A 26,745-nucleotide genomic window follows, 5' to 3' on the forward strand; every position below is an offset into this window, starting at 1 on the left:
GCCAATCCGAGGTTCCAGCAGGAGAGAGTCACGCTTTGGAAGGCCGGTTCACATTATGTGAGGCGGCGGAAGCATGGGTTGGGAGGCGTTATTCCAGCCGCCGGCGGAAGAGCCAGGCGGCGGCGCTGAGCGTGACGGCGGCGATCAGCGCTAATGGGATTGTCTGGTTCACCACTTCGCTTAAGGGGATATCCTTGAGGAAGACGCCTTTGACGATCACCAGGAAATAGCGCAGCGGATTGATCAGGGTCACAGGCTGCAGCCATCCCGGCATGTTTTCGATCGGTGTCGCAAAGCCGGAGAGCAGCATGGCTGGAACCATGAAAAGGAAGGCGCCGAGGATCGCCTGCTGCTGCGTCATCGACAGCGCCGAGATGAGGAGGCCGAGGCCGGCGACCGAACCGAGATAGAAGATCGCGCTGCCGTAAAGCAGGAAGAGCGAGCCGCGCAGCGGCACCTCGAAGAGGAACACAGCAGCCAGGATATAGACGGTGATATGGAAGAAGCCGATCATCATCGGTGGAATCAACTTGCCGATCAGAATCTCGTGCATACGCAGCGGCGAGACCATCAGCTGGTCGAAGGTGCCAAGCTCGCGCTCGCGGGCGATCGACAATGCCGTGACGATCAGGCCGATCAGCAGCGCGATGCTGGCGATCAGGTTCGGCACCATGAACCATTGGTAGGTGAGGTTCGGGTTGAACCAGTTGCGCGGCACTGTCGAGACAATGTCGGCGCCGGCACGTTTGCCGGCCGGTGTCTCGGCGGCGAGGGCGGCACCGATCTGCGAGAGATAGCCCGCGACGATCTGCGAGGCGTTGGAGCGCCGGCCGTCGAGCACCATCTGCAGGTCGGCCGGCGCTCCCGCCTCGATATTGCGGGAAAAGTCAGGGCCGATCTCAACGGCGGCAATGGCCGTCTGGTTGTCGATCGCCACCCGGACCTCCGCCTGGCTGGAGGCGATCTCGATCTTCCGGAAAGTCGGCGAGCCATCGATGCGCTCGATCAGTTCCTGGCCCCAGTGGCCGCTGTCGCGGTTGAGGATCATCACGTCGACATTTCGGACTTCGAGTGTCGCCGCATAGGAAAAGACGAGAAGCTGGACGATCGGCGGGCCGATCAGGATGGCGCGGCCCTTCGGATCACGCAGCACGGCGAGCAGCTCCTTGACGATCAGGGCGTAAAGCCTTGTCCACATCTCAGCCGATCCTTTTTCTGGTGCTGCGGGCTGCTAGCACGAACATGGTGGCGCCGATCGTCAGCATCACGCCGATCGCCTGCAGAAACATCGGCCAGATGTCGCCGGCGAGGAACACCGTCTGCAGGCTGGGGATCAGGTAGCGCGCCGGCACGATGAAGGTGATCCACTGAATCACGGTCGGCATGGAATTGATCTCGAAGAGGAAGCCAGACAGCAGGAAGGCTGGGAGGAAGGCCGAGATCAGTGCCAGCTGCGAGGCGAGGAACTGGTTCTTCGTGACCGTCGAGATCAACAGGCCCTGGCCGAGAGCCGGGATCAGGAAAGCGGCCGACAGCGCGTAAAGAGCGGCGACGGAGCCGCGGAACGGCACCCCGAAGAGGAAGACCGCAAGCAGCACGCAGAGCGTCATCGAGGTGAGGCCGAGCAGGAAATACGGCAGGATCTTGCCGGCGAGGAGTTCTGCCGCCGTCACCGGTGTCGCCATCATTGCTTCCATGGTGCCGCGTTCCCATTCGCGAGCGACGACGAGCGAGGTGAGAAGCGTGCCGACCAGCGTCATGACGATGGCGATCGAGCCCGGCACGAGGAAATTGCGGCTGGTCAGTTCAGGGTTGAACCAGAAGCGCTGCTCGACCGAGATGGCAGGACTATGGGAGGCAACGTCCGCCTGTCTCTGCCGCTCCCAGTTGGCAACAGTGCCTTGGGCATAATTCTGCACGAAATTCGCGGTGTTCGGATCGGAGCCGTCGACGATCACCTGGATATCGGGCCGGTTGCCGGCGGTGTAGCGCGTGGTGAAGTCGGCGGGAATGATGACGATGCCGCGCACCTTGCCGAGCACGAGGTCTTCCTCGAACAAACGCCGGTCGCGGCCCATGGCCACATCGAAATAGCGCGAAGCCTGGAAACTGGCCGACAGATCCTGCGTCAGCGGCGTCATCTCCTCGGTCACGAGGCCGATGCGGGTGCGAGTGGTATCGAGCGAGACGCCGTAGCCGAAGAGAAAAAGCAGGATCAGCGGCAGCACGAAGGCGATGAGGATGCTGCTCGGATCGCGGATCGCCTGGAAGCTTTCCTTGCGCACGAGGGCTAAGAGACGTCGCATCCGGCCGGAGGAGGTGCTCATACTGCATCCTCTTTCTCGGATTGCTGCACCAGGGCAATGAAGGCGTCCTCCATCGTCGGGTCCGGCTGCTCCTTGGTCGCGACCCGGGCCTTCAATTCGTCAGGCGAACCGAGCGCGATCGAGCGGCCGCGGTAGATCAGCGAGATGCGATCGCAATATTCCGCCTCGTCCATGAAGTGGGTGGTGACGAGCACGGTGACGCCTTTTTCCACAAGCGCATTGATATGCGTCCAGAACTCGCGCCGGGTGATCGGATCGACGCCGGAGGTCGGTTCGTCGAGGAAGAGGGCGCGCGGCTCGTGCATGACGGCGCAGGCAAGCGCCAGGCGCTGTTTCAGGCCGAGCGGCAGATCCTTGGCTGGTTGGCTGATATGGCGGCCGAAGTCGAAGATGCTGGCCATCAGGTCGATGCGCTCGCGCCGGTGTTTTCCGCCAAGGCCATAGACGCCAGAGAAGAATTCGAGGTTTTGCATGACGGTGAGATCGCCATAGAGCGAGAATTTCTGCGCCATGTAGCCGAGCTGGTTGCGGGCTTCGGCCGCATCGCGGCGAAGGTCGAAACCGGCGACGCGGCCTTCGCCGCCTGTTGGTTTCAGCAGGCCGCAGAGCATCTTGAAGGTGGTGGACTTGCCGGCGCCGTTCGGGCCGAGCAGGCCGAAGATCTCGCCGCGGCGGATATCGAAGCTGATATTGTCGGCAGCGGTAAAATCGCCGAAGCGCTTGGTCAGTCCCTTGGCCTCGATCACCGGCCGGTCGTTCTCACCCTTCAGCGGTTGCTGCGCCTCTGCGAGCCTGGAGCGGCCGCCGGGACCCCCGCCCAGCATATCGATGAAGGCATCTTCGAAGCGAGGCGGCGCAGGAGCGAGTGTTGCGCCATCGCCGGCCTTGCCGATATCGGGCTTCTTGTCCTTCGCCGTGACGAGACGGATCGCCTCGCCCTGGATGACGCCGTCGATGACGCCATCGGCCTGCAGGAGTTCGGCGAGCACCTGCCGACGGCGGCCGGTGACACCGGATACCCGGAAGACCCGGTCTTTGACGCGCTCGGTCATCTCCATGGGTTTTCCCGAGAAGAGCAGCTTGCCCTGGTTCAGAAGGAGCACGTGGTCGCAGGCCTCCGCTTCGTCCAGATAGGCGGTCGACCAAAGGACGCCGATGCCTTCCTTGGTCAGATTCTCGACCATCTTCCAGAGGTCGCGGCGCGAGATCGGATCGACGCCGACGCCGGGCTCGTCGAGCAGCAGCAGGCGCGGCTTCTTCAGAAGGGCGCAGGCAAGACCGAGCTTCTGCTTCATGCCGCCGGAGAGTTTTCCAGCGAGCCTGCCGGTGAAACGCTTGAGATCGGTGAAAGTCAGCAATTCGTCGAAAGCGCCGGCCCGCTCGCTTTTCGGCAGGCCACGCAGATCAGCATAAAGGTCGAGGTTTTCCTGCACCGACAGATCCTCATAGAGGCCGAAGCGCTGCGGCATATAGCCAATCGCCGCCTGGATACCGGCGGCATTCTTCCTGGTATCGAAGCCGAGAACCTCCATCGTTCCCGTGTCGGGCAGCATCAGACCGGTCATCAACCGGATCAGCGTCGTCTTGCCGGCGCCATCAGGGCCGACGAGGCCGGTGATTGCGCCGCCGCCGATGACGCCGGAGACGGCGTCAAGGGCGGCTGGCGCGGCGCCGAAGCGTTTGGTGACGCCGTCTATCCGGACGAGCGGCTTGTCGTCCCGGCCGGTCTCGGCGGCGGTCATTGTCCGCTTGCCGTCAGCGTGGCAAAACGCACGGTGACCGGCATGCCCTGGCGTAGATCCGGGCCGGGCCTGTCGATGACGATCCTCAGACGATAGACGAGGTCGGTCCTGAGTTCCGGCGTCTCCACCGATTTCGGGGTGAATTCGGCGACCGGCGAGATGAAGCCGATCGTGCCTTCATAGGGCTTGTCGGGCGGGGTATCGGAGGCAACAGAAACCTTCATGCCGGGATGGATACGGCCGAGATTGGGCTCGGCGACATAGCTGCGCACCCAGACAGGTTCGGTCAGGGATAATACGAAGACGGTGTCTGCCGGCGAGACGATCGCGCCATTTTCCCGGACGCGGGAGAGGATGACGCCGTCGTTCGGCGCGTGCAGCTCGGTATCATCAAGCGAGGTGCGGGCGGCGGCGAGCGTTGCCTGAGCCGCCTTCAGTTGGGCGTCGGCAGCGGCGATATCCTCGACGCGCGAGCCCTCCTGCAGCAGTTTCAGCGCCTCGTTGGCGGAATCGGCGCGTGCGGCGGCCATTGCCCTTGCAGCGGTTGCCTGGTCGAGACTAGCCTCGGAAATCGTGCCCTGTGGGCGCAACTGGCGGGCGCGGTCATAGGCGAGGTTGGCATTCGCCAGATCGGCGAGACTTTCGTCATAGGCGGCGCGTGCCTGGGCGATCTCAGTTGGGCGCGGCCCGGCTTTCAGCTTGTCGAACGTTGCCTGGAGGGCTGCGACATTGGCCTCGCTCGAACGGACGGCGAACTCATAGGGTGCTGGATCGAGATTCGCCAGAACCGTTCCCGTTTTGATGACGTCGCCTTCGTCGGCGTGGAGTTCGGCGAGACGGCCGCTGACGCGGAAACCGAGCGAGACCTGGCGGATATCGACATTGCCGTAAAGAACGAACTCGTGGCGGGCCTCAGGCCACCAGCCGAGTTTTTCGGGCAGGCCGTACCACCAGGCGGCGGCACCCACCACAACGAGGAGAAGGATGACGAGGGAAAGGATGCGTTTCAAGCTGCACCTCCTTTCAGCGGGCCGATGGCATCGACCAGCTCTGCGGCAAGGCCGCGCACGATCTCCACCTGTTCCGGGCCGACGCCGTCCCACTCCATCTGGGCGAGCACGGCCGCATGGGCGACACGAAAGACGAGGATGCTGCCGAGAAGGGTGAAGGTGCGCAGGCGCACATGTTCCGAGGCGGGATCCTCATGAAGGATGGCGCCGATCAGCCGCCGGCCCATCTCGATCATCGGACGCATGAGGCCCTGATAGACTCGTGTGAAGGCTTCTGTCGGCTCCATTTGCTCGCGGATCAGGAAGCGCGCCCAGGGTTCGGATTCCTTGCCGACGAACAGCGTCACCATGGTCCGGAGGATTTCAGTCAGGAAGAGGCGGGCCTCAGCTTCACCAAGCGGTTTGCCCGCAGCGTCGAGCGCCAGCAGATGCGCGCCGACGCGCGCCCTCATGTCACCGACATGCGTGTCAATGCGGCCCATCAGATATTCGGCGGTGGCGATGTAAAGACCTTCCTTGCTGCCGAAATAATAGGGGATTGCCTGCAAGTTCACCCCGGCCGCCTCGGTAAGCTGACGCGTCGACGCGCCGTCAAAGCCGTAGCGGCCGAAGACGTCGAGAGCCGCGGATAGCATCTTCTGGCGCGCGATCTCGGCGCGGGCGGAGGCCGGTGGCTGGTTGTCGTGTTCTTGGGTCATGAGAATTTTATAATACCGATAATAAAATAAGTCAATCGATTGATTTGTATGCTTTGAGCGCTGCTTAAGCGAGGTTGCCGATACAGGTCGCGAACGAGAGGGGGCATGCGTCATGCGCATTAGGTGATTTCAGCCATCCACCCGAAAAACACACTGGAAGACAACGCAAAGAGGCCCGTGGGGAACGGACCTTTCAGGGTTCTCGGGGTGGGGAAGAGGAACCAAGCCTCGGCGTTGGCTGCTAGCAGCTAACGCTGCATTATCGCTAATTTTCGCGACGCAAATATATCTGGCGGAGTGGTTGCGAACAAAAAGCTTGTCTGTTGTTTTCGTCATTCCAACGGCCATGTTTTGACACAAAACTGCCTTGCTCTTTCCGTATCGCCAATTCGATGCGTATTCAGATTTATATTATCGCGCTACTGCTCAGCGCCATCATGTGGTCGATCTCGTTCGATGCGGCGCGAGAATCCTATCATGCTGCGCAAAGTGCGGGATTGATGCCGAACCTGCACATCAACAAGAAGCTAGATCGCGTCCTGTAGACTGCTATGCAGCGTCGAGGCCATCGGCATTTCCGCGTTTTTCCCGTGGATTCCGAACCGGTGAGAACGGAAAATCAAATTTCGTAAAATTTGACCGATCTGCTTAAAAGCCCTGAAAATACTGATGTGTAGAGTGGTCTCATGAATGCGACCGAAGCGTGGACAGACGCGTCGATCGCTTGGAGCCGGGCGGAAAGCCCGACGATCCGTAAACGGGGACTTCGACATGCACAGAACTCTCGCCGCCATCGCCTTGAGCCTGACCATCACTGCCGCTGCCGGGCCGGCATTCGCCATCGGTCCCGCCAGCCTTGCCCGCGACCTGATGTACACCTCCGCCATCGGCCATTCGAGCGAGGTTCCGCTGACGACTCACGCCGGTTTCGTGCGCCCAGGCGTTCCTTTCGTTCTGCGCAGCCCGGCTCAAATCGAGGGCGAGAACAACCAGCTCAAGATCTATTCGCAGAGGCTGACCGTTGTCGTCGACTACATGTTCTCGAAAGCGGTCGCGGCTGTGGACGCCGTCACGTTTCTTCGCTGAAACACCGGTCTTTGTTGAAACATTGGGCCGGCTGGAAATAGTTCGGCTTGTCGCATCCTCCGCGACCGCCGGGATCGACTAGGCGTCAAGCTGGCCGCGTACGTCGAGATACCAGTCGACGAAGGCCCTGACGCCGACATCCAAGGTCGTATCCGGCTTGTACCCCGTCAGCGCAACAAGCAGATCGGGGGCTGCGAAGGTGCGCGGCACGTCACCCTTCTGCATCGCCAGCATCTTGCGGATTGCAGGACGGCCGAGCGCCTTCTCCACCGTTTCGACGAAATCCATCAGGCTGACCGGCTGGCCCCCGCCAATATTGACGACGCGGAAGGGCGCTTGGCGCGAAAGCGTTTCGACAGCTACGTTGTCAAGACGGTTTTCCTCGCTCGGAGCGATTGCCGACAGCCTGACGATCGCTTCAATGAGATCGTCGATATAGGTAAAGTCGCGGCTCATATTGCCTTCGCCGTAAATCTCGATCGGCTGGCCTTCGAGCATGTTCTTGGTGAATTTGAACAGCGCCATGTCGGGCCGGCCCCACGGGCCATAAACCGTAAAGAAGCGAAAAGCCGTGGTCGGAATCTTGTGAAGATGGGCATAACTGTGCGCCATCAGTTCCATTGATTTCTTCGTCGCGGCATAAATGGTCAGCGGCTCGTCGGCGCGATCGGTCTCGTGAAAGGGGACGGTCGCGTTGGCGCCATAGATCGAGGATGTCGAGGCCAGCATCAGGTGACGGATTTCGACGCGCCGTGCGATTTCCATGATGTTCCACGAGCCTTCGACGTTCGAACGAAGATAAGCCTCGGGATTTTCCAGGCTGTAGCGCACGCCGGCCTGTGCGGCGAGGTGAATCAAAATGTCGGGCTTGGCCTCCAGAACGGCCGCTTCCAGCGCTGGGCGGTCCTCAAGCATAGCGATGACGGGTTTGAAAGCCGGAAACTGGGAGAGTGCCGCATGGCGCATCTCCTTAAGCTTGACGTTATAATAGGGAGTCAGGCCGTCGAAGCCTGTGACGTCGTGCCCTTCCTGCAGCAGGCGCCTGGCCAGATGAAAACCGATAAAGCCGGCAGTCCCTGTAATGAAGTAGCGCATTCCCACCTTTTCTCGGCTCCCTGCCGACGGCAAAGAGCCGATTCCGTATCAAGTGACCCCACTTACAAGATAAGAAGAGGCCGAGTCGATAGGTCTTTGAAAGAGAAGGCCACAGCACCGTCTCCGCTGCCGTTGGTCTATCCGCCGCTGTTTTGCCGGATGCCGGCTCCCGGCTGTTATGCTGCATTGCACCATAACTGATCGCATGTTATGGCCGGGCGGTCGTCTGCAAGCAGGTCAGGATCGATGAGAGATATAATTTATTGGATTCTCTGCGCGTTTCTGACCGTTGCCATCGCGATCGTATCGTTACGCTATGTCACGAACTTCTGGCTTCTGTCCTTCGTCTACAGCTTTCAGGTTCACCTCGGCGTCGTGTTCGTCGCCGCCAGTCTCATCATTCTGGCTATCAAAAGGCAGATCTACGGCTTTATCCTTCTGCTTGCCTCGCTTCTTCTCATCGCTCACGGCATCATCATGCTGCGCGAATTCGCGGAGGGCGACAGAAGCACCGACACGCCGCCGCTTTTCCGTCTCATGTCGTTCAACATCGCGATCGACAATTGGAAAAACTCGACTGAAATCACCGACCTGGTGATCGCGTCGAATGCCGACGTCGTCAATCTGCTCGAAGCCAAGCCGCTGACGTTTCACCTGCAGCAATTGTTCAAGGCCTATCCCTATCATATCGGTTGTGACACCGGAAAGGATACCTGCGATACGCTGGTGCTCTCCAAACGCCCGTTCGTCAGCCGGCAGGTCGAAAGCATGGGCAGTCTTCGAAAAAACAGGCTTGTGATAGCAAGCGTCGACTTCGGCGGCGAGACCATCAATCTGGTTTCGGCGCACCTGACCAAACCATATTTCGACGATTTCCAGATGGCTGAATTGGAAGATCTTACCAAAGCGCTTGGTTCGATCGACGGGCCTCTGGTGCTGTCAGGTGATTTCAACTCCTCGGTGATCGCCCCGAGTATCCAGGGTTTCCTACGCGAACAGAAGTTGAAAACCATCGTGCCGGAACCAGCAACATGGCCGGTCGCCGCCGGCTCGCTCGGGATCGCCATCGATCACATATTTGCGCGCGCGCCGCTTCATCTGACATCGCTGAAACGTCTCGATGACAATCTCGGCTCGAACCATTCAGGCCTGATCGCTGACTTCGTTCTCGACAGAGATGGCGAGATGTCACCGGCAAAATGATTTTGCCTGGGGCAAGATAAGCTTGCCCAGGCAAGGCAAGCTTGCTGGGGGTCTAAATCAGAATCTGGTTCGGCCGCCCTTTTTGTCGATCATCTGAAAGGTCTTGCCGTCGGTCTTCACGTTGACGCAGTCGGTCTTCTTGCTGGGGAACAGGACGCACACCTGGCCATTGTTTATCTTGTAGCCATTCTTATTGCCGTCGCGATATTCGTAGCCGTTCTTGCCTTCTTTCAGTTCGGACGTGCCGGGCAGGTGCTGGCGAATTTCCGACTCGCTTGCCGCTCTCATGCTTGCCGTTTCGGCAAACGCCATTCCCGGCACCATGATTGAAAGAAATCCAGCAAGGACGGTCAGGGTACGCATCAGGGGGTATCTCCGGTCATGTCTGTCGGTACATCCATTCTACGAGAACCCCAAGAGGAAATTCAACAGCGAGATGGTCGCGCCGGAAAAGGCCCGACCATCGCTCCGGCTGCGATTTTACGTTCTTCCGAACTCATCGACGATACGGATGATGTCGTCCTCGCCGAGATAGGAACCCGTCTGCACCTCGATGAGCTCGAGAAGGATCTTTCCGGGGTTGGCGAGGCGGTGGACTTCGCCGAGCGGAATATAGACGCTCTCATTCTCACGCAGCATCCGCACTGTCTCACCGACGGTCACCTCGGCCGTTCCCTTGACGACGATCCAGTGTTCGGAGCGATGGTGGTGTTTTTGCAGCGAAAGCTTCTTGCCCGGTGTAACGAAGATGCGCTTCACCTGGAAGCGATCGCCGTTGAAGATGGAGGTATAGCCGCCCCAGGGGCGATAGGATGTCGGATGGGTTTCGGTGAATTTCGCGGTGGCGGACGTGGACGCCAGCAGCTTGACCAATTGCCCGACGTTCTGGCTGTCTTTGAGCGGTCCGACATAGACTGCGTCTTCGCTGGCGATGACGGCGACATCATCCATGCCCTGGACGGCAAGATGCACGCCATGCGTCATGACGAGCGAGTTGCGGGTGTTGACCACGGTGGTGTTTGCGGCGGCGACGTTGCCGTTACCGTCGCGTGCGCCTGATTTCCAGACGGCATCCCAGCTTCCCATATCAGACCATTTGAAGGGCGAGGGGACAACGGCGGCCTTGGAGGTCTTTTCCATGATCGCGTAGTCGATGGAGATGTCGGGGCTCTTGGCGAAATGGTCGGCGTCGAGGCGGGTGAAATCGAGGTCGCGGCTTGCCTTCGAAACGGCCTTGCTGGCCGCCTTCAGCACGTCAGGCGCATATTCCTGCAGTTCGGCAACGAGTTCCGCCACCGGGAACATGAAGATGCCGGAGTTCCAGTAGAAGCCGCCGGCGGCGAGCATCTGCTCGGCCTTCTCAAGTGCCGGCTTTTCGACGAAGCGCTTGACCTTGTGCGCACCGTTTTTGAGCGCATCGCCGATCTCGATATAGCCGTAACCCGTCGCCGGCTCCGTCGGAGTGATGCCGAAAGTCACGAGCTTGCCGTCGGCTGCGGCATCGCGGGCGATGCGGATGCAATCGAAATAGGTCTCATCGGCCAGGATCTCGTGATCCGAGGCGAGCATCTGGATGATGGTGTTCTTGCCGAAGAGCTCGCCGGCAAGCGTAGCGGCGGCGGCCACCGCTGCCGCGGTGTTGCGGGCAACCGGTTCGAGCAGGACGGCGGCGAGCGGGATGGCGAGCTCGCGGGCCTGCTCGGCGACCAGGAAGCGGAATTCCTCATTGGTGACGACGATCGCGGCTTCATAGAGATCCGGATTGGAAACGCGGTCGAGGGTCTCCTGAAACAGCGTCTTGTCACCGACGAACTGGATGAACTGTTTCGGTGCGGTGGCACGGGAAAGCGGCCAGAGCCGGGTGCCTTTGCCGCCGGCCATGATCACGGGAACGATTTTCTGCGTCATAGGCGGGTTCCTTGAAAAAAGCGTGTTCGTCGCATGTTTAGCGGGTGTCTCTGCCCAGTCTCGTATACGGGTCAGCCCGGCGGTCAGAAGATCCAGGGCTGCGGTCTCGCTCTCGGCTTCCACGTAGCAGCGCATTTCCGGCGCATTGCCGGACGGGCGGAAATGGATGATCCTGCCGTCCCTCAGTGTTACGCGAAGTCCGTCGATGTCGGACTTCGCAGCCACCTCGCCGATCGGCTGCAGGAAAGCCGAAAGATTTTCATCGGAGGCACGCAGATACTGCATCAGCGCCGCGCTCGTCTCGACCGGAAAATTCTCGAGGCGGTCGGCGGCGGCAAATGGCAGATGATAGGAGGCGGCAACGGCCGAAAGCGGCTGCTTGCGGGTGGCGGCGAGCGACAGGATCGCGAGCATCGGGATAAAACAATCGCGTGTCGGCAAGGCACGCACGTTTCGGCCGTTGATATCAAAGGCGGTTGCGGTCAGCAGTCCGCCATTGGCTTCAAAGCCCATGACATGATCCTTGCCGGCCGCCACGGCCTCTTCCATGCCTGAAATGACGAAGGGTGAGCCGACGCGGGTGCGCCGGACGGCGAAAGAGCCCGCGGCCTCGATGCCCGAATTGGAGGTAACCGGTGTCACCACTGTTCCGGCGCCGAGGAAATTGGCTGCCACAAGGCCGAGAAGGTCACCGCGCAGCGGCGTGCCGGTTTCGTCTGCGACCAGCGGACGGTCGCCGTCGCCATCGGTCGAGACGATCGCATCGAACTTGTGCTCGGACACCCAACGCTTCGTCAGCGCGATCGTCTCGTCGGAAACGGCTTCGGTGTCGACGGGAATGAAACTCTCCGAACGTCCAAGAGCGGTGATCTCGGCGCCGTAATGGGCGAGGACGTCAACCAGCAGGTCGCGGGCGACGCTGCTGTGCTGGTAGACACCGATCTTCAGGCCGGACAAGGCGCCTTGCGGAAGCAGGGCGGCATTGCGTTCGAAAAAGAGCTGCCGGCAGATCGCTTCATGCTCCTCCGTCTCGGCCGGCGCCTGCGTCACCGTTTCACCGGTTCGCTCGATTTCGGCCGCCAATGCGGTGATATCTGCCTCGTCCGATTTGTCGATCTCACCATCCGGGCGATAAAACTTGATGCCGTTGCGGTCCGCCGGAATATGCGAGCCCGTCACCATCAGGCAGGCGGCGTTGCTCTCGAGCCCATAGAGGGCAAGGGCGGGTGTGGGGACATTGCCGCAGTCGAATATCCGGAAGCCGAGCGCGGCAAGCGCACCGGCACAATTTCCCGAGATTTCAGGGCTTGAATCGCGAAAATCGCGGCCGATCAGAATGACGTCGCCAGCCCGCGCCTTGCCGGTCTGCAGCAGATACTTGCCGAACGCGGTGGCGTAGAGGGCAGAGGCGCGTCCCTTGAGATCGACTGAAAGTCCGCGAAGGCCGCTCGTGCCGAATTTCATAGGAAGACATGGCTCCGATTTCACCATCAAGGTTCTACTCAGGCCGCCCGCCGGCGTAAATACCGAAGCTGTCATATAGTTAAACACGGACGACGATGTTTCGAGCAGGCTTTTACAATCTTCACTCGCCGAGTTCGCAAGACATAGACCATCGCCAAGTCGACAGGCATTGCAGCCTATATCGATTTTGCTAGAACCGTGTGTCCGTTGTTTTGTCCTATGCGAAGGATTTTCCCAGATGAGCGATACATCCGTCAGTCTCGAGGAGAGCTGGAAGGCTGCGCTGGAGGGGGAATTTTCCAGCCCCTACATGCAACAGCTCAAGTCTTTCCTCGTAGCGCAAAAGCAGGCCGGCAAGCGGATTTTCCCCAAGGGCAGCGAATATTTCCGCGCCCTTGATCTGACGCCGATCTCCAACGTCAAGGCCGTCATCCTCGGCCAGGATCCCTATCATGGACTTGGGCAAGCCCATGGGCTGTGCTTCAGTGTCCGGCCGGGCGTGCGCATACCGCCCTCCCTCGTCAATATCTACAAGGAGATGGAGGCGGATCTCGGCATAGCGCCGGCACGGCACGGTTTTCTCGAACATTGGGCAAGACAGGGTGTGCTCCTGCTGAACAGCGTGCTGACCGTCGAGGAAGGGCAGGCAGCGGCCCATCAGGGCAAGGGGTGGGAGCGCTTCACCGACGCCGTCATCCGCAAGGTCAACGATGAATGTGAATCCGTCGTCTTCATGCTCTGGGGTTCCTATGCCCAGCGCAAGGCCGCCTTCGTCGATACGACGCGGCATCTCGTGCTCAGGGCGCCGCATCCCTCGCCGCTTTCGGCCCATAACGGTTTTTTTGGCTGCGGGCATTTTTCAAAGGCGAATGCCTTTCTGCAGTCGCGCGAGCGCGCGCCGATCGACTGGCAATTGCCGGCCAATCCGCAGGATTTCTGAGTTTTCCTGAACGCTGACAGCGGATCGTTCACAAAAAGAAGACGATGCGTTTTAGTCGGCGGGTCTATTCCGCGGGCGCCGGAAAGCGCATTTATGGCCCATCGAAAGCCCGCAACGGCGGGCATGAAAGGGGTCTCAAATGCTCGATCAGATCAAGGGTCTGCACCACGTCACGTCGATGGCGCAGGACGCCCGCACCAACAACCAGTTTTTCACCAATGCGCTCGGTCTGCGCCGCGTCAAGAAGACTGTCAATTTCGACGCGCCTGATGTCTATCACCTCTATTACGGTGACGAGACCGGCACACCCGGCAGCGTAATGACCTATTTCCCGTTCCCGAAGATGGCGCAGGGCCGTCCCGGCACAGGCGAGGTCGGCACGACGGTGTTTTCCGTTCCCAAGGGTTCGCTCGGTTTCTGGAGCGATAGGTTCAGCACGCTTGGTATCGACGGCCTGAAGGCTGAGGAAAGTTTCGGCGAGAAACGCCTGAATTTTTCCGGTCCCGACGGTGACGGTTTCGCGCTTGTTGAAGTTGAGGACGATAACCGCCAGCCCTGGACGCTTGGCGGCATCAGCGAGGACCACGCCATTCGCGGCTTCCATTCCGTTGCCATGCGGCTGCGGGACGAGGGCGCCACGGCCGAACTCTTGAAGTTCATGGGCTACGAGGTCGCTGAAGAAAGGGACGGCGTCAAGCGGCTGATCAAGCCCTCCGGCAATGGCGCCCATCTCATCGATCTCGAAACCATGCCGAACATCGCCCGCGCGCTTCCCGGCGCCGGCTCGGTTCATCATGTCGCCTTCGCCGTCGAAAACCGCGAGAAGCAGCTCGAAGTGCGCAAGGCGCTGATGGACACGGGTTATCAGGTCACGCCGGTGATCGACCGCGACTACTTCTGGGCGATCTATTTTCGCACGCCGGGCGGCGTGCTGTTCGAGGTCGCGACCAATGAGCCAGGTTTCGACCACGACGAGGACACGGCCCATCTCGGCGAAGCCCTGAAACTGCCGCAGCAGCACACCCATCTTCGCGCGCTGCTCGAGCAGCACCTGCAGCCGCTCGAAGCGTAGGGAGAGGCGATATGACCGAAACTGGATATGTGCACCGGCTGCATGCCGGTGCACCTGATAAACCTATCCTACTGGTGCTGCACGGCACCGGTGGCGACGAAAACCAGTTTTTCGACTTCGGTCGGCGCCTGCTGCCGGAAGCGACGATTCTCTCCCCGCGCGGCGATGTTTCCGAACACGGCGCGGCGCGGTTCTTTCGCCGCACCGGGGAAGGGGTCTACGACATGCCCGACCTTTCGCGCGCGACCGAGAAGATGGCTGCCTACGTCAAGGCATTCGCTGATGAGTACCAGGCTTCCGAGATTCTCGGTTTGGGATTTTCGAACGGCGCAAATATTCTTGCCAACGTGCTGATCGAGAAGGGTATCTTCGATGCCGCGGTTTTGATGCACCCGCTCATTCCGTTTCAGCCCGAAGCCCAGGTAACGCTTGTGGGAAGAAAGGTGCTGGTGACGGCGGGACAACGGGATCCGATCGCTCCCGTCTCCATGACCGAGGCGCTGTCCGAACATCTGAAAAACCGAGAGGCGGAGGTCAAGGTGGTCTGGCACCCCGGCGGTCACGAAATTGCGCCGCTCGAGATTGATGCGGTCCGCGATTTCCTCGGCAATTATTGACCGCGCGCGCCGCGGCAGCGCCGCGTCTTTTTAGACGCGCAAAGGACGCTGTAGCATTTTGAAGTGCAACATAATTTGTCCTTCAATCGATTCCGATTCAAGGAATTATGCAAGTGGCTGGCGGGAGACTGATTTGCGGGACCGGCGAATGCCGGTCCCGCATCTTTGCTGGAACGATGATACCATCGTCCGTTCTCGATAAGGCATTAGGGACGGGGAGGATATTTGCCCCTGATTGCCTTCATATAAAAATTTCCTGGCGATTCCGCCATCGTCAAACCGACGACGACACCCTTGGGAACGCCTTCATATTCTCGCCTCTGACCGTTGGTCAGATAGACCCTTAGATGCCGGCTGTCTTCGTCGTAGGTGATCGCCTCGATAAGCTTCGAATCAACCGCAGTTTCCACTTTGCACCCCGCAGTTTAGGATCTGAGATTCCTGATCAAGAATGTCATTCACGCTCGCAACGCGCCATCATTATGCTGCGCCGCAAGGGCGTCAAGCGTGATCTGCTTTAACGTTCATTTTTTCCTGCGGTCTCTCGTTATAGTTGATTTTTGCAGCTTTTCGAAGGTCACGCCTGTGGAAATCCAATACCTGTGGCTCCCCCATTTGGGGATATTAGCCGATAATGTCACGAGAAACGCAATAATCGCCGGCTTAACGCCGGATTAATCATCATATAGCAAACTATAGCGTAATATTAACCGCAGCACCCTCCCAAGCATGAATGATTACATCCGCAAGGCGGAGCGTGACCTCGCCGCTGCAACGGCCAATATCGGCGCTGCCGAGCCGCAGCTTTATCCGAGCATCACTCTCAGTGGTTCGATCTCGCCGTCATTCATAAAACAAGCGGGTAGCGCTGCCGGTGGCCTGACCACTTGGTCCTTCAGGCCGACCCTCAACCTGCCGATCTTCGATGGCGGACGGCTGCGCGCGAATGCGGAGATTACGAGATCCGGTGCGAAGGTGCAGTCTCTCGTGTGGAAGCAGACTGTTCTGACCGCCCTTGAAGAGGTTGGGCGCGCGCTATCATCCGTTCACCGCGACGCGCAAACCGTTCAGGCGCTGCGGGCGCAGGTGACGACTACGCAGGAGACTCTTGCGCTTTCGATCGGGAGCTACAAGGATGGACACTCATCCTTGCTTGATGTGCTGGATGCGCAGCCCTCGGTCGCGACTAGCCAGGCGAGCTTGGCGCAGGCGGTGCAGCAGATGGCGAAGGATTATGTCGCTCTGAATATGGCAATCCGGTTACAACTTCGATGGGGCCGCGATCCGGCCAACTTTCTTATGAAGACTGAGCCTCATGCCGTGGCAGCGATGGATAAGAGATGGATTATTTCCGGCAGCCCGCCATTCAGTCGGGTCTCATAAATGGGTTACATGTTTAACTATCTAGGGCCGTGGCGACGACACATACCGATACTGGCCGGCAACCTTAACAGACGCGCTCGGCTGACGTTTGCCGAAGGCGAATTCGCTGCGGTCTACGCGATGAGCGATGTTCACGGATGTTATAACGAGCTGGTCGAGGCGCATCGCCGCATCGTCGAGGATGCCGCGCGCTTCCCGGGGCCGAAACTCATCGTCATGCTCGGCGACTATGTCGATCGCGGGCCTGATTCGAGTGCGGTGCTGGAGTTTCTGAGCAAGACCCCGCCGCCGGGATTTCAGCGCTTCGTCCTGTGCGGCAATCACGACGCGGAGCTGGTCAAACTCTACCGCAAGCCAGCGCGCATTCTCGAATGGCTCGGCTTTGCCGGAACGGAGACGCTGCACTCATACGGTATCGACATCGAGCATCTGCTGCAGTCGGCGGCCGGAAGCGAAACAATTGCCCGCGTCATCCGCAACATGATACCCGAGCGGCATATCAAATTCCTGGAATCGCTGCCGATCATGCTGCGGATAGGAAGAGTCGTCTTTGTTCATGCGGGCATCAAGCCGGGCATCGACCTCAAAAAGCAGAAAGACAGCGACCTCATGTGGATCCGTCAGCCCTTCCTGGATGAAGGCCCGCAGCTTCCTGTCCTCGTGATCCACGGGCATACCCCGGCACGAATCCCGACATTCGGGCCGCAACGCATCGGTATCGACACGGCGGTTTCGGCGACGGGCCGGCTGACGGTGCTGACGATAAAGGGGACGCGAGTCGGCATCCTTTAAATCGGCGAACATGGGGGCCGTCCGAAAACCACTGCACGCTTTTGCGCGACATGCTTAAAACCAAACGCCGCGGGACTTGCGCTCCGCGGCGTCAGGACGATCAGACGTTCAGGAGGCTATCTCAGGCGCCGGTCACGTCCTGATAAAGGTTGGTGCCGATGCCGGTATAGGTAAAGCCGTGTTTGCGGACCTCGTCGCTGCGGTAGATATTGCGCAGATCGACCAGGATCGGAGTGCGCATCGACTGCTTCAGGCGATTGAAATCGAGCGCGCGGAACTGGTTCCATTCGGTGACGATGACAATCGCATCCGCACCAGCGGCCGCCTCGTAGGGTCCGCTCGCATATTCGATGTTCTCGATCACCTTGCGGGCGTTTTCCATACCCTCGGGATCGTAACCGACCACTTGCGCGCCGTTGTCCTGCAGGGTCTGGATGACCGCGATCGCCGGGCTGTCGCGCATGTCGTCGGTGTTCGGTTTGAAAGTCAGGCCGAGGATCGCGATCTTCTTGCCGCGAATGTCTCCGCCGACGGCCGAAATGACTTTGCGTCCCATCGCCCGCTTGCGGTTGTCATTGATCGAGATCGTCGTCTCGATGAGACGCATCGGCGCGTCGTAATCCTGCGCCGTCTTGGCAAGAGCAAGCGTATCCTTGGGGAAGCACGAGCCGCCGTAACCCGGGCCGGCATGCAGGAACTTGGAGCCGATACGGCCATCGAGACCGATTCCGCGCGAAACGTCCTGGACGTTTGCGTCGACCCGCTCGCAGAGATCGGCAATCTCGTTGATGAAGGTGATTTTCATCGCGAGAAATGCATTGGCCGCATATTTGATCAGTTCCGAGGTGCGGCGAGTGGTGAAGACCAGGGGTGCCTGGTTGAGGTAAAGCGGGCGATAGACCTCGGTCATGGTTTCGCGTGCCCGGTCGTCGTTCAGCCCGACGACGATACGGTCAGGACGCTTGAAATCCTCGATGGCGGCGCCTTCGCGCAGGAATTCCGGATTGGAAACGACGGCGACATCTGCCGCGGGATTGGTTTCGCGCATGATCCGCTCGACCTCGTCACCCGTGCCGACCGGCACCGTCGACTTGGTGACGATAACGGTGAAGCCTTCCACATAGGTGGCGATCTCGCGTGCAGCGGCGTAGACATAGGAGAGATCCGCGTGGCCGTCGCCGCGTCGGGACGGTGTGCCGACAGCGATGAACACGACGTCGGCGCTGCGGACACTTTCGCCGACATCGGTCGAAAAGGACAGCCGGCCGGTGCTGGTATTTTCGGCGACCAGTTGCTCGAGACCCGGCTCGTAGATCGGAATGCGGCCTTCGCGAAGGGCTTCGATCTTACTCAGATCCTTGTCGACGCAGATGACGTCGTGGCCGAAATCCGCAAAGCAAACGCCTGAAACGAGGCCGACATAGCCTGATCCAATCATCGTGATGCGCATATTTCCCTCAAATCATTAGAGTAGAACGTCATGCTGCGTCGCAGCATGACGTTCGTCATAGTTAATCTGGACGAAAAGACAATACCGAAGATCGCCTGAAACCCACATCGAAAATCGAACTCCGGGCACCGCAGCTTGCCGCGCGCTGCCCCGTCGATAGCCAAAACATAGGTTTGTGTGGGCAATATGACAAGTCGAGCGGCTCGTCAGAGCCGGCTCGACTTCAATCCGGAAACAGGATCAATCAGTCTATGTCGCTGCCTCGGTTGTTATAGCCGGTACCAGACGTAGGGGTCTGTTCCCGATTGAATCTTGTCCCAGCGCAGATCGGTATCGCGCCAGTTCTTGATGCTGCTTTTCCTGTTGTCGAGCACGAGGTCGCCCTTGTCGGTTCTGACCACGAGGACCGCATGTCCTTCACCGGAGGGTGTATATGCCGTTGCGATTCGCAAAGCGCGCGACGACCAGCCCATCGCGATCAGCCGACTGCGCTTGGTCAACGCGAAATCTTCGCAATCGCCGCTGCGAACATTCACCTTCCAGACGTCGCCATTCAGTTCGTTGCGGGAGTCGTTCCGGCCGATCATCGTACGATTGACGGCGGTGTTGACATCCTTTAGTTGCAGCATTTGCTTGTCCGTCAGTGCAACGACCGCCAAACCATTGTTGTCGCGGCATTCGGTCGGGTTCTGGGCGCAGAACAGCACCTGGGCGAAAGGCGGAATGATCTTGCCTTTTTCAGAGATATAACTGACCGCCGAATTACCGGTCAGACCGCGGGCAAAACCTGCGGGACCGGCGGCAAATGCCGAGCACGCATTGCCTGCTGTAAGGGCCAGTGCCAGAAGTGTAACGAAAGTTTTCTTCATCTCTTAAATCCCCGTCAGGACAACCGATTGAGATCAGGCTTGCCTTTTTTCTCGGTCAATGGCATGGCGATCTGATGATCTGCCAAGTATTGGGCGCAGAATATCTGTCCCGTTTCTGCTGCTTGGAAGGAGCATAGCCGGGCCTTGTCTCGATTGGCTTAAACCTTTCGCGACAATTTTAAACGATGTGGAATTCTGTTACACTTTAGCACGCAAGTGCTTGATGTTCAACTTATGTTAGTACGAGTAAATTAATCTCTTCGGTTGCAATGGCTTTGGTCGCCGCCTACTCTGGTAAACGAATTCACATGTTCTCCAACCTCATCAATAAGCGGGTCTTGCGAGAGGTTTTGCTTTTTGCCTTCATCGGCCTCGTTATATTGACGCTCATACCGTTCGGGAGCGTTACACCCTTTCCTTTCGCCTTCGCCGCGATCGGGATGTTTGCCCTCGCCATCATTTCGGGACTGCTGTTCGGAGAGCCGAGACAAAGCAGATGGGTTTTCAGTATCGCTTTGTTTCTACTCGTCGTCCTGGCGGGCTGGGCGTTCATCCAAACCATCGAACTGCCCGCCAATTGGTTGGCGAATCCCGCCTGGAATGCCGCGCGTGACCTGGCAGGTGCCCAGTCCGCGGCGATCTCGGTCGAACCGGCCGACACGTTCGCGTCGATCCTCCGGGTCGCCCTGCCTTTCGTCACGTTCCTGACCGGGCTCCTCTTATGCGATACCGATCAGCGCGCGAGAAAAGTGCTTGCCGGCCTCGGGCTTTCGGCGGGCATCATCGCTGTTTTCGGCCTGCTGCAGTTTTTGCTGTTTCCCAGCATCCTGATCGTCATCGAGAAACATGCCTACCTCGACAGCCTGACCGCGGTCTTCGTCAACCGCAATACCGCCGCGACCTTCCTCGGGCTTGGAACGCTGCTCATGCTGACCCTGGTCAGGGACATTGCCCGTGCCTATTCGAACTATCCGCCCGGTGAGCCGGGCCGAAACGCGCTTCTCTTGCGATCGTGGGTCTATATCCTACTCTTGTGCGCATGCTTCACCGCGCTGATGCTCAGCCGCTCGCGCGCCGGGATATTTGCGACCTTTGTTGCCGCTCTCATCTATTTTCCGTGGCTTGTCATCAATTGGAACGGCTCGAGGCGTCATCTGAGACCGGCGTCAAGATGGCGTTCGATGCTGAAGCTCCTCTCGGCGATTGGTTTCATCGTAGTGTTACTGACGATGTTTGCAGGCCAGGCGATTTTGCGTGCGCAAGAGCGGCTGCTCGAGGATGATGATCGGTTTTGCATCCTGCCGGGCATATGGCGTGCCATTTCGGATCATTGGTTGACGGGAACCGGGCTCGGTACCTTTCGGACCGTGTTTTCTGCCTACCGCGATCCGGCCTGTGGAATTTTCGGGATCTTCGATCGCGCACACAATTTCTATCTCGAAGGGTTTCTGGGCCTCGGAATATTGTTCCCCATTGCGGCCGTCCTTGTCCTCTCGGTACTTGCAAGAGTGTTTTGGCGCGGGCTCGTCCAAAGGCGGCGTCTGAGGCACTATGTTCTTCTTGGTCTAGCGGCGACGGTTTTGGTCGCCCTTCATGCGGCGGTCGATTTTTCGCTGCAGATACCGGGTTTTGCGGTGTTTTACTCCGCCTTCCTCAGTGCGGTTGTCGCGATAAGCCTCGGGCGTAGCAACGGAGAGGCGGACATGGCATATGAGCGGCCGTTAACCACTTAAAGTTTAAATGGATGGATTTTAATAAGATTTTCGGAAAAGATCGATTGTGCAGGTGCGAACGGTTGACTCTGAAACCCAAGAAATTTTATAGCGGGTGCAGCCTTCGGATTGTTGCGGCGCAAGAAAAGTCGCACCGGGGCCGTTTTTCGCTTCCTAAGGGCTCGACGTTGCCAGCCTGCCACAGTTAGGGGAATGTTAATCGGCTTTCAGTGTTATTGATCGGGGATCGTCTTGTATTTTGTCAGATTGCGGAGCAGTAGCTTCAGAGGCGTCAACACAGGGTATTCTATGGGTTGTTCTCGTATCAGTAGTACACGCGTCGCCATTGTTGTAGCGCTAACGACTATATTGGCAAGCTGCACATCGTTGCCAAGATCCGGTCCCGATCACAAAGATGTTGATCGCGATGCAGCCGTGAAAGTGACAACCAAGGAGCGTCGCGTCGGTATCGACTACGCCCTGATTGATCTCAGCAAGAACGTCCTGTCGTATTTTACCGCTCCCCAGCCAACATCCTTCAAAGGTTTTGGTGGTGGTCGAGGCGGGGCGCCCGAAATTCCGCTCGGTTTCGGTGATGTCGTTTCGGTTGCCATCTTCGAGGCTCAGTCGGGCGGTCTTTTCATTCCGTCCGATGCAGGTAGCCGACCCGGCAATTACATCTCGCTGCCAGAGCAGACCATCGATAGAAACGGAACGATCACAATTCCCTATGCAGGCCGGGTTCCGGCTGCCGGTCGCCTGAAGGAGACCGTAGAGCAGGACGTCGAGGATCGCCTGGCAAGCCGCGCGATCGAGCCGCAGGTGGTTATAACCACAACCACAAGCCGCTCCAGTCAGGTTGCCGTGCTCGGTGATGTCAACAATCCCCAGCGCGTCGAGATCAGCCCGGCCGGTGAGCGCGTTCTGGATGTCATTTCCGCCGCGGGTGGTTTGACGACCAACAATATCGAAACGAATGTGACGCTGCAGCGTCGTGGCAAGACGGCAACCGTCGCCTACACTACGCTATTGAAGAACCCGGCCGAAAATATTTATGTTGCGCCGGATGACACGATTTCGATCGATCATGAGCGTCGCACATATCTTGCGCTCGGCGCCGCAGGCACCAGCGGTCGCTTCGATTTCGAAGAGTCTGATCTGACCCTTGGAGAGGCAATCGCCAAGGCGGGCGGCCTGCGCGACGACCGCGCTGATCCGGCACAGGTCCTGCTCTACCGCCTTGTCCCCAAGAAAACGGTTGCAGCGATGCACGTGGACGCGACGAGGTTTACGGGTGAAACGGTTCCGGTAATCATCCGCGCGAATCTTCGCGATCCGGCAACCTTGTTTGCTGTTCAGCAATTCAAGATGGAAGACAAGGATATTATCTATATTTCCAATTCGGCCTCTGTTGAACTGGTCAAGTTCCTTGACATCGTAAACTCGGTATCGTCCACTATTTCCGGAGTGGCCGACGATGCGAACGATACCAGCAATGCGGTCCAGGATCTTGGAAATTGATTGACATAGGCGGGCCGTCATCGATCGCGAATGATCAGTGAGGGCGGCCTATATAGCGGATTTGATGAAGGACTGTGGTTATGGCAAGGTCTGGTGTTTATCGTAAGCTTGCGTATAGCGGAATCGTCGTCGCGATGTTTGCCGGCATGAATTCAAGCGCTTTTGCGGCAGCTTGTTTGGGTCCGGCAAGTCTGACTTCCGTCGATGTCGGCGGATTTACCGCTAGCCCTGCCGTTCTGCTCGACATGTCCGATCCGTTGGTTTTGTCATCGCGTGTTCGCGCGCTGGTCGGAAGCAGCAATGATGCGCTGTCGCCAGTGATCGAGCAGGCAAAGAAGGCCAGTGCTGCACAGATGGCGGCTATCGGCTCCGGTCTCGCGCGGGCCGCAAACAGCTGCCAGGTAACGGATCCGCAATTCAAGCTGGCGATCGAAAAGGCCGTTGCCGAGGCGACTATTGCCGATCCCAACCTCGCGCCGCTGCTTGCCGCCTTTGCAAAGGTCCTTGCCGAAGGCGGGACCGCAGCTCTTGGTCCGGGTGCAAGTGCCGCCGCCGCATCCGGCATCGGCAATGATGGGCAAGTTGGACAAACCGGGCCTGGAGCGGACGATGGTACGCCGTTCGACGGCGCTGCCACAACTGCGGGTACACTGAAGGTCTCGAATGCCGGCGCAGATGATTCATCGTCGACTTCAACGACGACGATCGTCAGCATCGGAGCGGCTGGGCAGTCGTCCACCGATCCGACGCAGTCGACGAGTCAGAGTGTCCCGGTCATACAATAGCTGGAATTGCCCGTAGATCTTAGCACTTGACGCTTTTGTTGGAGATCGAAATTGCTATCGCCAGATAAACTTACGCCGCGTATCGACCCCTCCCGCGATACGGGAAACGAAGCTGACTTCATCGATTTCGACAAGCTCATCGCAATCGCCCGCCGACAGTGGCGGATGGTTGCGGCGTGCGGTTTCGCCTTCGCCATTCTGGGCATTGTGTATGTCCTGACTTCGGTGCCTGTCTACACCGCCGACACGAGCGTGCTGATCGACCGCAGCGATAGTCAGGTGATCAATCAGCTGGCGGCTTTCGGCCAGATGGACGATGACGAAGGTACTGTCCTCAGTCAGGTTGAGCTTTTGAAGTCCGACACGATCGCCTATGCTGTTGTCGACAAGCTGAAACTCGTCGACAATCCGGAGTTCATGGGACCGAAGAGCTCGCTTTTTTCTGTCTCAACGTTGAAATCCTTCATGAATTTTCGGTCGTGGTTTGCCGATGACGCAGTCGTCGCCCCCGATCCGGAAATGAGGCGGCGAGGCGCTGCGGAGACTGTCGCTGGCAATATCGATGTCGAACGCGTCGGCCGCTCCTACGTCCTCGATGTCAGCTATACCGCGCAGTCGCCCGGCCTGGCGCGTGATATCGCGGCTGGGATCGCCGACGTCTATCTGGTCGACAAGCTCAATTCCAAATACGAGGCGACGCGCCGGGCCGGCCAATGGCTGCAGGAGCGCATCGAAGAGCTCCGGCAGCAGGCGCTGGACACCGACCTTGCGGTTCAAAAATTCCGCGGCGAGCATGGGCTTGTCGAGGCCGGATCCGGTACGCTGATTAGCGAGCAGCAGCTTTCCGAAATCAACACCCAATTGATCAATGCGCAGGCCGAGACAGCGAAGGCCGAGGCAAGATATGCCCGCGTCAAGTCGATCATCGACGCCAAGCAGACCGATGCGATCGTCACGGATGTGCTCGACAGCTCGATTTCGAACGACCTACGCAAGAAATATCTGGAAGCTTCCAAGCTAGAGACCGAAATTGAGGCCCGGCTCGGTCCCGATCACGTCCAGGCGGTTCGGCTTCGTGCGGAAATGGAAGAATATAAGAGGCTCATGTTCGATGAGTTGAATCGCATCGCCGAAAGCTACCAAAGCGAGCTGCAGGTCGCGAAATCGCGGGAAAATTCTCTGCGCGACAGTGTGACACAGGCGACGGGCGTAGCCGCAACGGCCGGCGAAACGCAGGTGCAGCTTCGCGAGCTGGAGCGCACGCGCGATACCTATAAGAATCTCTATCAGAGCTTCTTGACGCGCTATCAGGAAGCAATTCAACAGCAGAGCTTTCCGATTACCGCTGCTCGCATCATCACGACGGCGGAGACGCCGACGAAGCCGAGCGCTCCGAAGAGAGCTCTCGTCGTGGCTTTCGCGATGTTCGTGGGATGTGCATTTGGCAGTGGTATAGCCGCCTTCCGCGAATTCCGGGATCGGTTCTTCCGCACCGGCGACGATGTCCGTGACGTGCTCGATGTCGAGTCTCTCGGTGTCATGCCGCTGATTGAAAATAACGTCGACGATCCGACGCTCGTTGATCCCGGCAATCCGCGAAGCATTGCCAGGGGCGGGAAGACCACGACCTATGTCGAGGAGCATCCGCTCTCGGCATTTGCCGAGACGCTTCGAAGCGCCAAGATAGCCATCGACCTCAGTGCTGCCGATCAGCGCTGCAAGGTCATCGGCGTCGTGTCGAGCTTGCCCGGCGAGGGGAAGTCGACGACATCCATCAATTTTGCCAAGCTCCTGGCAATGCAGGGTGCGCGTTGCCTGCTTATCGACGGCGACATGCGCAATCCTGGTGCTACCCGGGCGATCGGCCGCCATGCGGAGGCCGGCTTGCTCGAGGCGATCGTTGACAGCCGGCCGCTCAAGGATCTGATCCTTCTCGATCCCAAAACAAAGCTCGCATTTTTGCCGACGGTGGCACGGTATCGTGTCCCGCATTCGTCGGAGCTGCTTGCGTCACGCGGCATGGATCAGCTTCTTCAAACGGCACGTCAAAGCTTCGATTATATTATCGTCGACCTGCCGCCCTTGGCGCCGGTTGTGGATGCACGCGCCATCAATTCGAAGCTGGATGCGGTGGTTTTCGTTATCGAGTGGGGAAAGACATCGCGCAAGGTCGTGCAGTCGACCTTGCTGTCCGAGCCGGAACTCTATGCGAAATGCGTCGGTACTATATTGACCAAGGTGGACCCGTCGCAGATGAAACTTTACCGGACATTCGGTTCGAGCGAGTATTATTATAAGCGTTATTCGCGATACTATACCGAAAGCTGATGTTCCGCGGTCAGTTCGTTTCGGTTACCAGAATCGCTTTCGTTATCGTCACCGTCGTCTTTGTGGTGCTGGCCGGTCGAGAGCTCTCCGCTTCGATAAGAACGGCCAGCATCTCGATCGTCGCCGAAAGGATCGAGCGCGGAGAGACGGTCGCGGATGACGTCGTGACCAAATATGCGTTGCGTAGTGTCGACGTCGTTGACGGTCATTATTGCCGATCAGACATTGTGGCTGCTGGCGTAACCCTCGTTCTGGCGCAACTCGATCGGCAGAATGTCAATGTCAACTACGACGCCTGGGCCGTTGCAGCGTCGAGTGCGCGCCAGTATCTGCGGTATGCGCTTTCGTGCATGCCGACGAACAGCAATTTTTGGCTTCGCCTTGCGGCCGTGCAGTCGACAATTGCGGAAGAGCCGGTCGCGATTGCGGGAATGATGAAGCGTTCGGTTGTGCTCGCCCCCCACGACCAGGTGATGATTCTGACGCGGTTTTATTTCTGGAACGATTTTACCGATGCAACGCTTGCCGCGGCAAAGAGCGCGCTCGATAGCGATCTTACGACGATGCTGAAACTGGGCGATCGTTGCAGGGTCAACGCCACGATAAAAGAGATTAGCCCACAGCTTCGTCCAATCTTCGATCAAACCTGGACGAGCGTTGGAGAGGCTGCGACGGCGCGGTTCCGACAGCGTTGCAGCAAGTAAATCACCGAGTCGGCTTTCAAAGACAGTTCCAAGCTCCAA

At 58.8% G+C, this 26,745-nt stretch carries 22 protein-coding genes and 2 pseudogenes; 12 read left to right on the forward strand and 12 right to left on the reverse strand.

Features of this window, described 5'->3' with window-relative positions; all coding sequences use genetic code 11:
- Positions 1 to 88: 88 nt before the first annotated feature.
- The 5 genes from C3Y91_RS21655 to C3Y91_RS21675 are packed head-to-tail and all read right to left on the reverse strand — an operon-like array spanning position 89 to position 5,777.
- Positions 89 to 1,198, reverse strand: a complete 1,110-nt coding sequence (locus tag C3Y91_RS21655; RefSeq protein WP_130744893.1) for an ABC transporter permease — start codon at positions 1,196 to 1,198, stop codon at positions 89 to 91.
- A gap of 1 nt (position 1,199) precedes the next feature.
- On the reverse strand, positions 1,200 to 2,327 hold the full coding sequence (locus C3Y91_RS21660; RefSeq protein ID WP_024319411.1) for an ABC transporter permease: 1,128 nt from the start codon (positions 2,325 to 2,327) through the stop codon (positions 1,200 to 1,202).
- Positions 2,324 to 4,069 carry an ATP-binding cassette domain-containing protein gene (locus C3Y91_RS21665; protein WP_024319412.1) on the reverse strand — a complete coding sequence of 582 codons (1,746 nt, stop codon included), beginning with the start codon at positions 4,067 to 4,069 and terminating at the stop codon, positions 2,324 to 2,326. Before C3Y91_RS21665 ends, C3Y91_RS21660 begins: the two co-directional genes overlap by 4 nt.
- Entirely contained in the window at positions 4,066 to 5,079 is a 1,014-nt protein-coding gene (hlyD, locus tag C3Y91_RS21670) for a secretion protein HlyD (protein WP_024319413.1), read from the reverse strand. The genes C3Y91_RS21665 and hlyD overlap by 4 nt, the downstream gene beginning before the upstream one ends.
- Positions 5,076 to 5,777, reverse strand: a complete 702-nt coding sequence (locus C3Y91_RS21675; protein ID WP_024319414.1) for a CerR family C-terminal domain-containing protein — start codon at positions 5,775 to 5,777, stop codon at positions 5,076 to 5,078. Before C3Y91_RS21675 ends, hlyD begins: the two co-directional genes overlap by 4 nt.
- A 771-nt stretch (positions 5,778 to 6,548) precedes the next feature.
- On the opposite strand from C3Y91_RS21675, the gene C3Y91_RS21680 reads away from it, so the two are divergent.
- Positions 6,549 to 6,863, forward strand: a complete 315-nt coding sequence (locus C3Y91_RS21680) for a hypothetical protein (protein ID WP_018481629.1) — start codon at positions 6,549 to 6,551, stop codon at positions 6,861 to 6,863.
- A gap of 78 nt (positions 6,864 to 6,941) precedes the next feature.
- Here the strand turns inward: C3Y91_RS21680 and C3Y91_RS21685 are convergent, their stop codons facing one another.
- Positions 6,942 to 7,958: an NAD-dependent epimerase/dehydratase family protein gene (locus C3Y91_RS21685; protein ID WP_018073778.1), complete on the reverse strand. Its 1,017-nt coding sequence runs from the start codon at positions 7,956 to 7,958 to the stop codon at positions 6,942 to 6,944.
- 246 nt (positions 7,959 to 8,204) lie between these two features.
- Here C3Y91_RS21685 and C3Y91_RS21690 point away from each other — a divergent pair, with 246 nt between their 5' ends.
- Entirely contained in the window at positions 8,205 to 9,161 is a 957-nt protein-coding gene (locus C3Y91_RS21690; RefSeq protein ID WP_024319415.1) for an endonuclease/exonuclease/phosphatase family protein, read from the forward strand.
- Between the two features lie 57 nt (positions 9,162 to 9,218).
- On the opposite strand, the gene C3Y91_RS21695 is transcribed toward C3Y91_RS21690, so the two are convergent.
- The 3 genes and pseudogenes from C3Y91_RS21695 to C3Y91_RS37595 all read right to left on the reverse strand — a co-directional run.
- On the reverse strand, positions 9,219 to 9,524 hold the full coding sequence (locus tag C3Y91_RS21695) for a hypothetical protein (RefSeq protein WP_018481626.1): 306 nt from the start codon (positions 9,522 to 9,524) through the stop codon (positions 9,219 to 9,221).
- A 117-nt stretch (positions 9,525 to 9,641) separates the two neighbouring features.
- Positions 9,642 to 11,069: a mannose-1-phosphate guanylyltransferase/mannose-6-phosphate isomerase gene (locus tag C3Y91_RS37590; protein ID WP_018074644.1), complete on the reverse strand. Its 1,428-nt coding sequence runs from the start codon at positions 11,067 to 11,069 to the stop codon at positions 9,642 to 9,644.
- Positions 11,070 to 11,120: 51 nt separating this feature from the next.
- A pseudogene (locus C3Y91_RS37595) lies at positions 11,121 to 12,533 on the reverse strand (phosphomannomutase); the annotation flags it as partial.
- A gap of 238 nt (positions 12,534 to 12,771) precedes the next feature.
- On the opposite strand from C3Y91_RS37595, the gene ung reads away from it, so the two are divergent.
- The 3 genes from ung to C3Y91_RS21715 all read left to right on the forward strand — a co-directional run bounded on the left by ung (position 12,772) and on the right by C3Y91_RS21715 (position 15,162).
- Positions 12,772 to 13,473 carry a uracil-DNA glycosylase gene (ung, locus tag C3Y91_RS21705; RefSeq protein WP_024319416.1) on the forward strand — a complete coding sequence of 234 codons (702 nt, stop codon included), beginning with the start codon at positions 12,772 to 12,774 and terminating at the stop codon, positions 13,471 to 13,473.
- Between the two features lie 139 nt (positions 13,474 to 13,612).
- Positions 13,613 to 14,545, forward strand: coding sequence for a VOC family protein (locus C3Y91_RS21710; protein ID WP_018073782.1), 933 nt, complete (start codon positions 13,613 to 13,615; stop codon positions 14,543 to 14,545).
- 11 nt (positions 14,546 to 14,556) lie between these two features.
- Entirely contained in the window at positions 14,557 to 15,162 is a 606-nt protein-coding gene (locus C3Y91_RS21715; protein ID WP_024319418.1) for an alpha/beta hydrolase, read from the forward strand.
- A 206-nt stretch (positions 15,163 to 15,368) separates the two neighbouring features.
- On the opposite strand, the gene C3Y91_RS21720 is transcribed toward C3Y91_RS21715, so the two are convergent.
- Positions 15,369 to 15,572: a KTSC domain-containing protein gene (locus C3Y91_RS21720; protein ID WP_018446824.1), complete on the reverse strand. Its 204-nt coding sequence runs from the start codon at positions 15,570 to 15,572 to the stop codon at positions 15,369 to 15,371.
- 331 nt (positions 15,573 to 15,903) lie between these two features.
- Between C3Y91_RS21720 and C3Y91_RS21725 the strand changes: the two are divergent.
- Together C3Y91_RS21725 and C3Y91_RS21730 are read left to right on the forward strand one after the other, a co-directional pair.
- A pseudogene (locus C3Y91_RS21725) lies at positions 15,904 to 16,545 on the forward strand (TolC family protein); the annotation flags it as partial.
- Positions 16,546 to 17,337, forward strand: a complete 792-nt coding sequence (locus tag C3Y91_RS21730) for a metallophosphoesterase family protein (RefSeq protein WP_024319420.1) — start codon at positions 16,546 to 16,548, stop codon at positions 17,335 to 17,337.
- Between the two features lie 121 nt (positions 17,338 to 17,458).
- On the opposite strand, the gene C3Y91_RS21735 is transcribed toward C3Y91_RS21730, so the two are convergent.
- Both C3Y91_RS21735 and C3Y91_RS21740 read right to left on the reverse strand, forming a co-directional pair.
- Positions 17,459 to 18,787 (reverse strand): UDP-glucose dehydrogenase family protein, encoded by a 1,329-nt coding sequence (locus tag C3Y91_RS21735; RefSeq protein ID WP_018073786.1) that lies wholly within the window; start codon positions 18,785 to 18,787, stop codon positions 17,459 to 17,461.
- A 269-nt stretch (positions 18,788 to 19,056) separates the two neighbouring features.
- Positions 19,057 to 19,656 carry a transglutaminase-like cysteine peptidase gene (locus C3Y91_RS21740; RefSeq protein ID WP_024319421.1) on the reverse strand — a complete coding sequence of 200 codons (600 nt, stop codon included), beginning with the start codon at positions 19,654 to 19,656 and terminating at the stop codon, positions 19,057 to 19,059.
- Between the two features lie 308 nt (positions 19,657 to 19,964).
- Here C3Y91_RS21740 and C3Y91_RS21745 point away from each other — a divergent pair, with 308 nt between their 5' ends.
- The 5 genes from C3Y91_RS21745 to C3Y91_RS21765 all read left to right on the forward strand — a co-directional run bounded on the left by C3Y91_RS21745 (position 19,965) and on the right by C3Y91_RS21765 (position 26,706).
- Positions 19,965 to 21,389 carry an O-antigen ligase family protein gene (locus C3Y91_RS21745; protein WP_024319422.1) on the forward strand — a complete coding sequence of 475 codons (1,425 nt, stop codon included), beginning with the start codon at positions 19,965 to 19,967 and terminating at the stop codon, positions 21,387 to 21,389.
- Between the two features lie 288 nt (positions 21,390 to 21,677).
- Positions 21,678 to 22,889 carry an SLBB domain-containing protein gene (locus C3Y91_RS21750; RefSeq protein WP_032988630.1) on the forward strand — a complete coding sequence of 404 codons (1,212 nt, stop codon included), beginning with the start codon at positions 21,678 to 21,680 and terminating at the stop codon, positions 22,887 to 22,889.
- Between the two features lie 80 nt (positions 22,890 to 22,969).
- Entirely contained in the window at positions 22,970 to 23,674 is a 705-nt protein-coding gene (locus C3Y91_RS21755; protein WP_029767213.1) for a hypothetical protein, read from the forward strand.
- A gap of 51 nt (positions 23,675 to 23,725) precedes the next feature.
- Positions 23,726 to 26,002 carry a polysaccharide biosynthesis tyrosine autokinase gene (locus C3Y91_RS21760; RefSeq protein ID WP_018073790.1) on the forward strand — a complete coding sequence of 759 codons (2,277 nt, stop codon included), beginning with the start codon at positions 23,726 to 23,728 and terminating at the stop codon, positions 26,000 to 26,002.
- Positions 26,002 to 26,706, forward strand: a complete 705-nt coding sequence (locus C3Y91_RS21765; protein WP_024319423.1) for a hypothetical protein — start codon at positions 26,002 to 26,004, stop codon at positions 26,704 to 26,706. Before C3Y91_RS21760 ends, C3Y91_RS21765 begins: the two co-directional genes overlap by 1 nt.
- Positions 26,707 to 26,745 lie beyond the last annotated feature (39 nt).

Source organism: Rhizobium ruizarguesonis (genome assembly GCF_012349115.1).
Classification (GTDB): Bacteria; Pseudomonadota; Alphaproteobacteria; order Rhizobiales; family Rhizobiaceae; genus Rhizobium; species Rhizobium ruizarguesonis.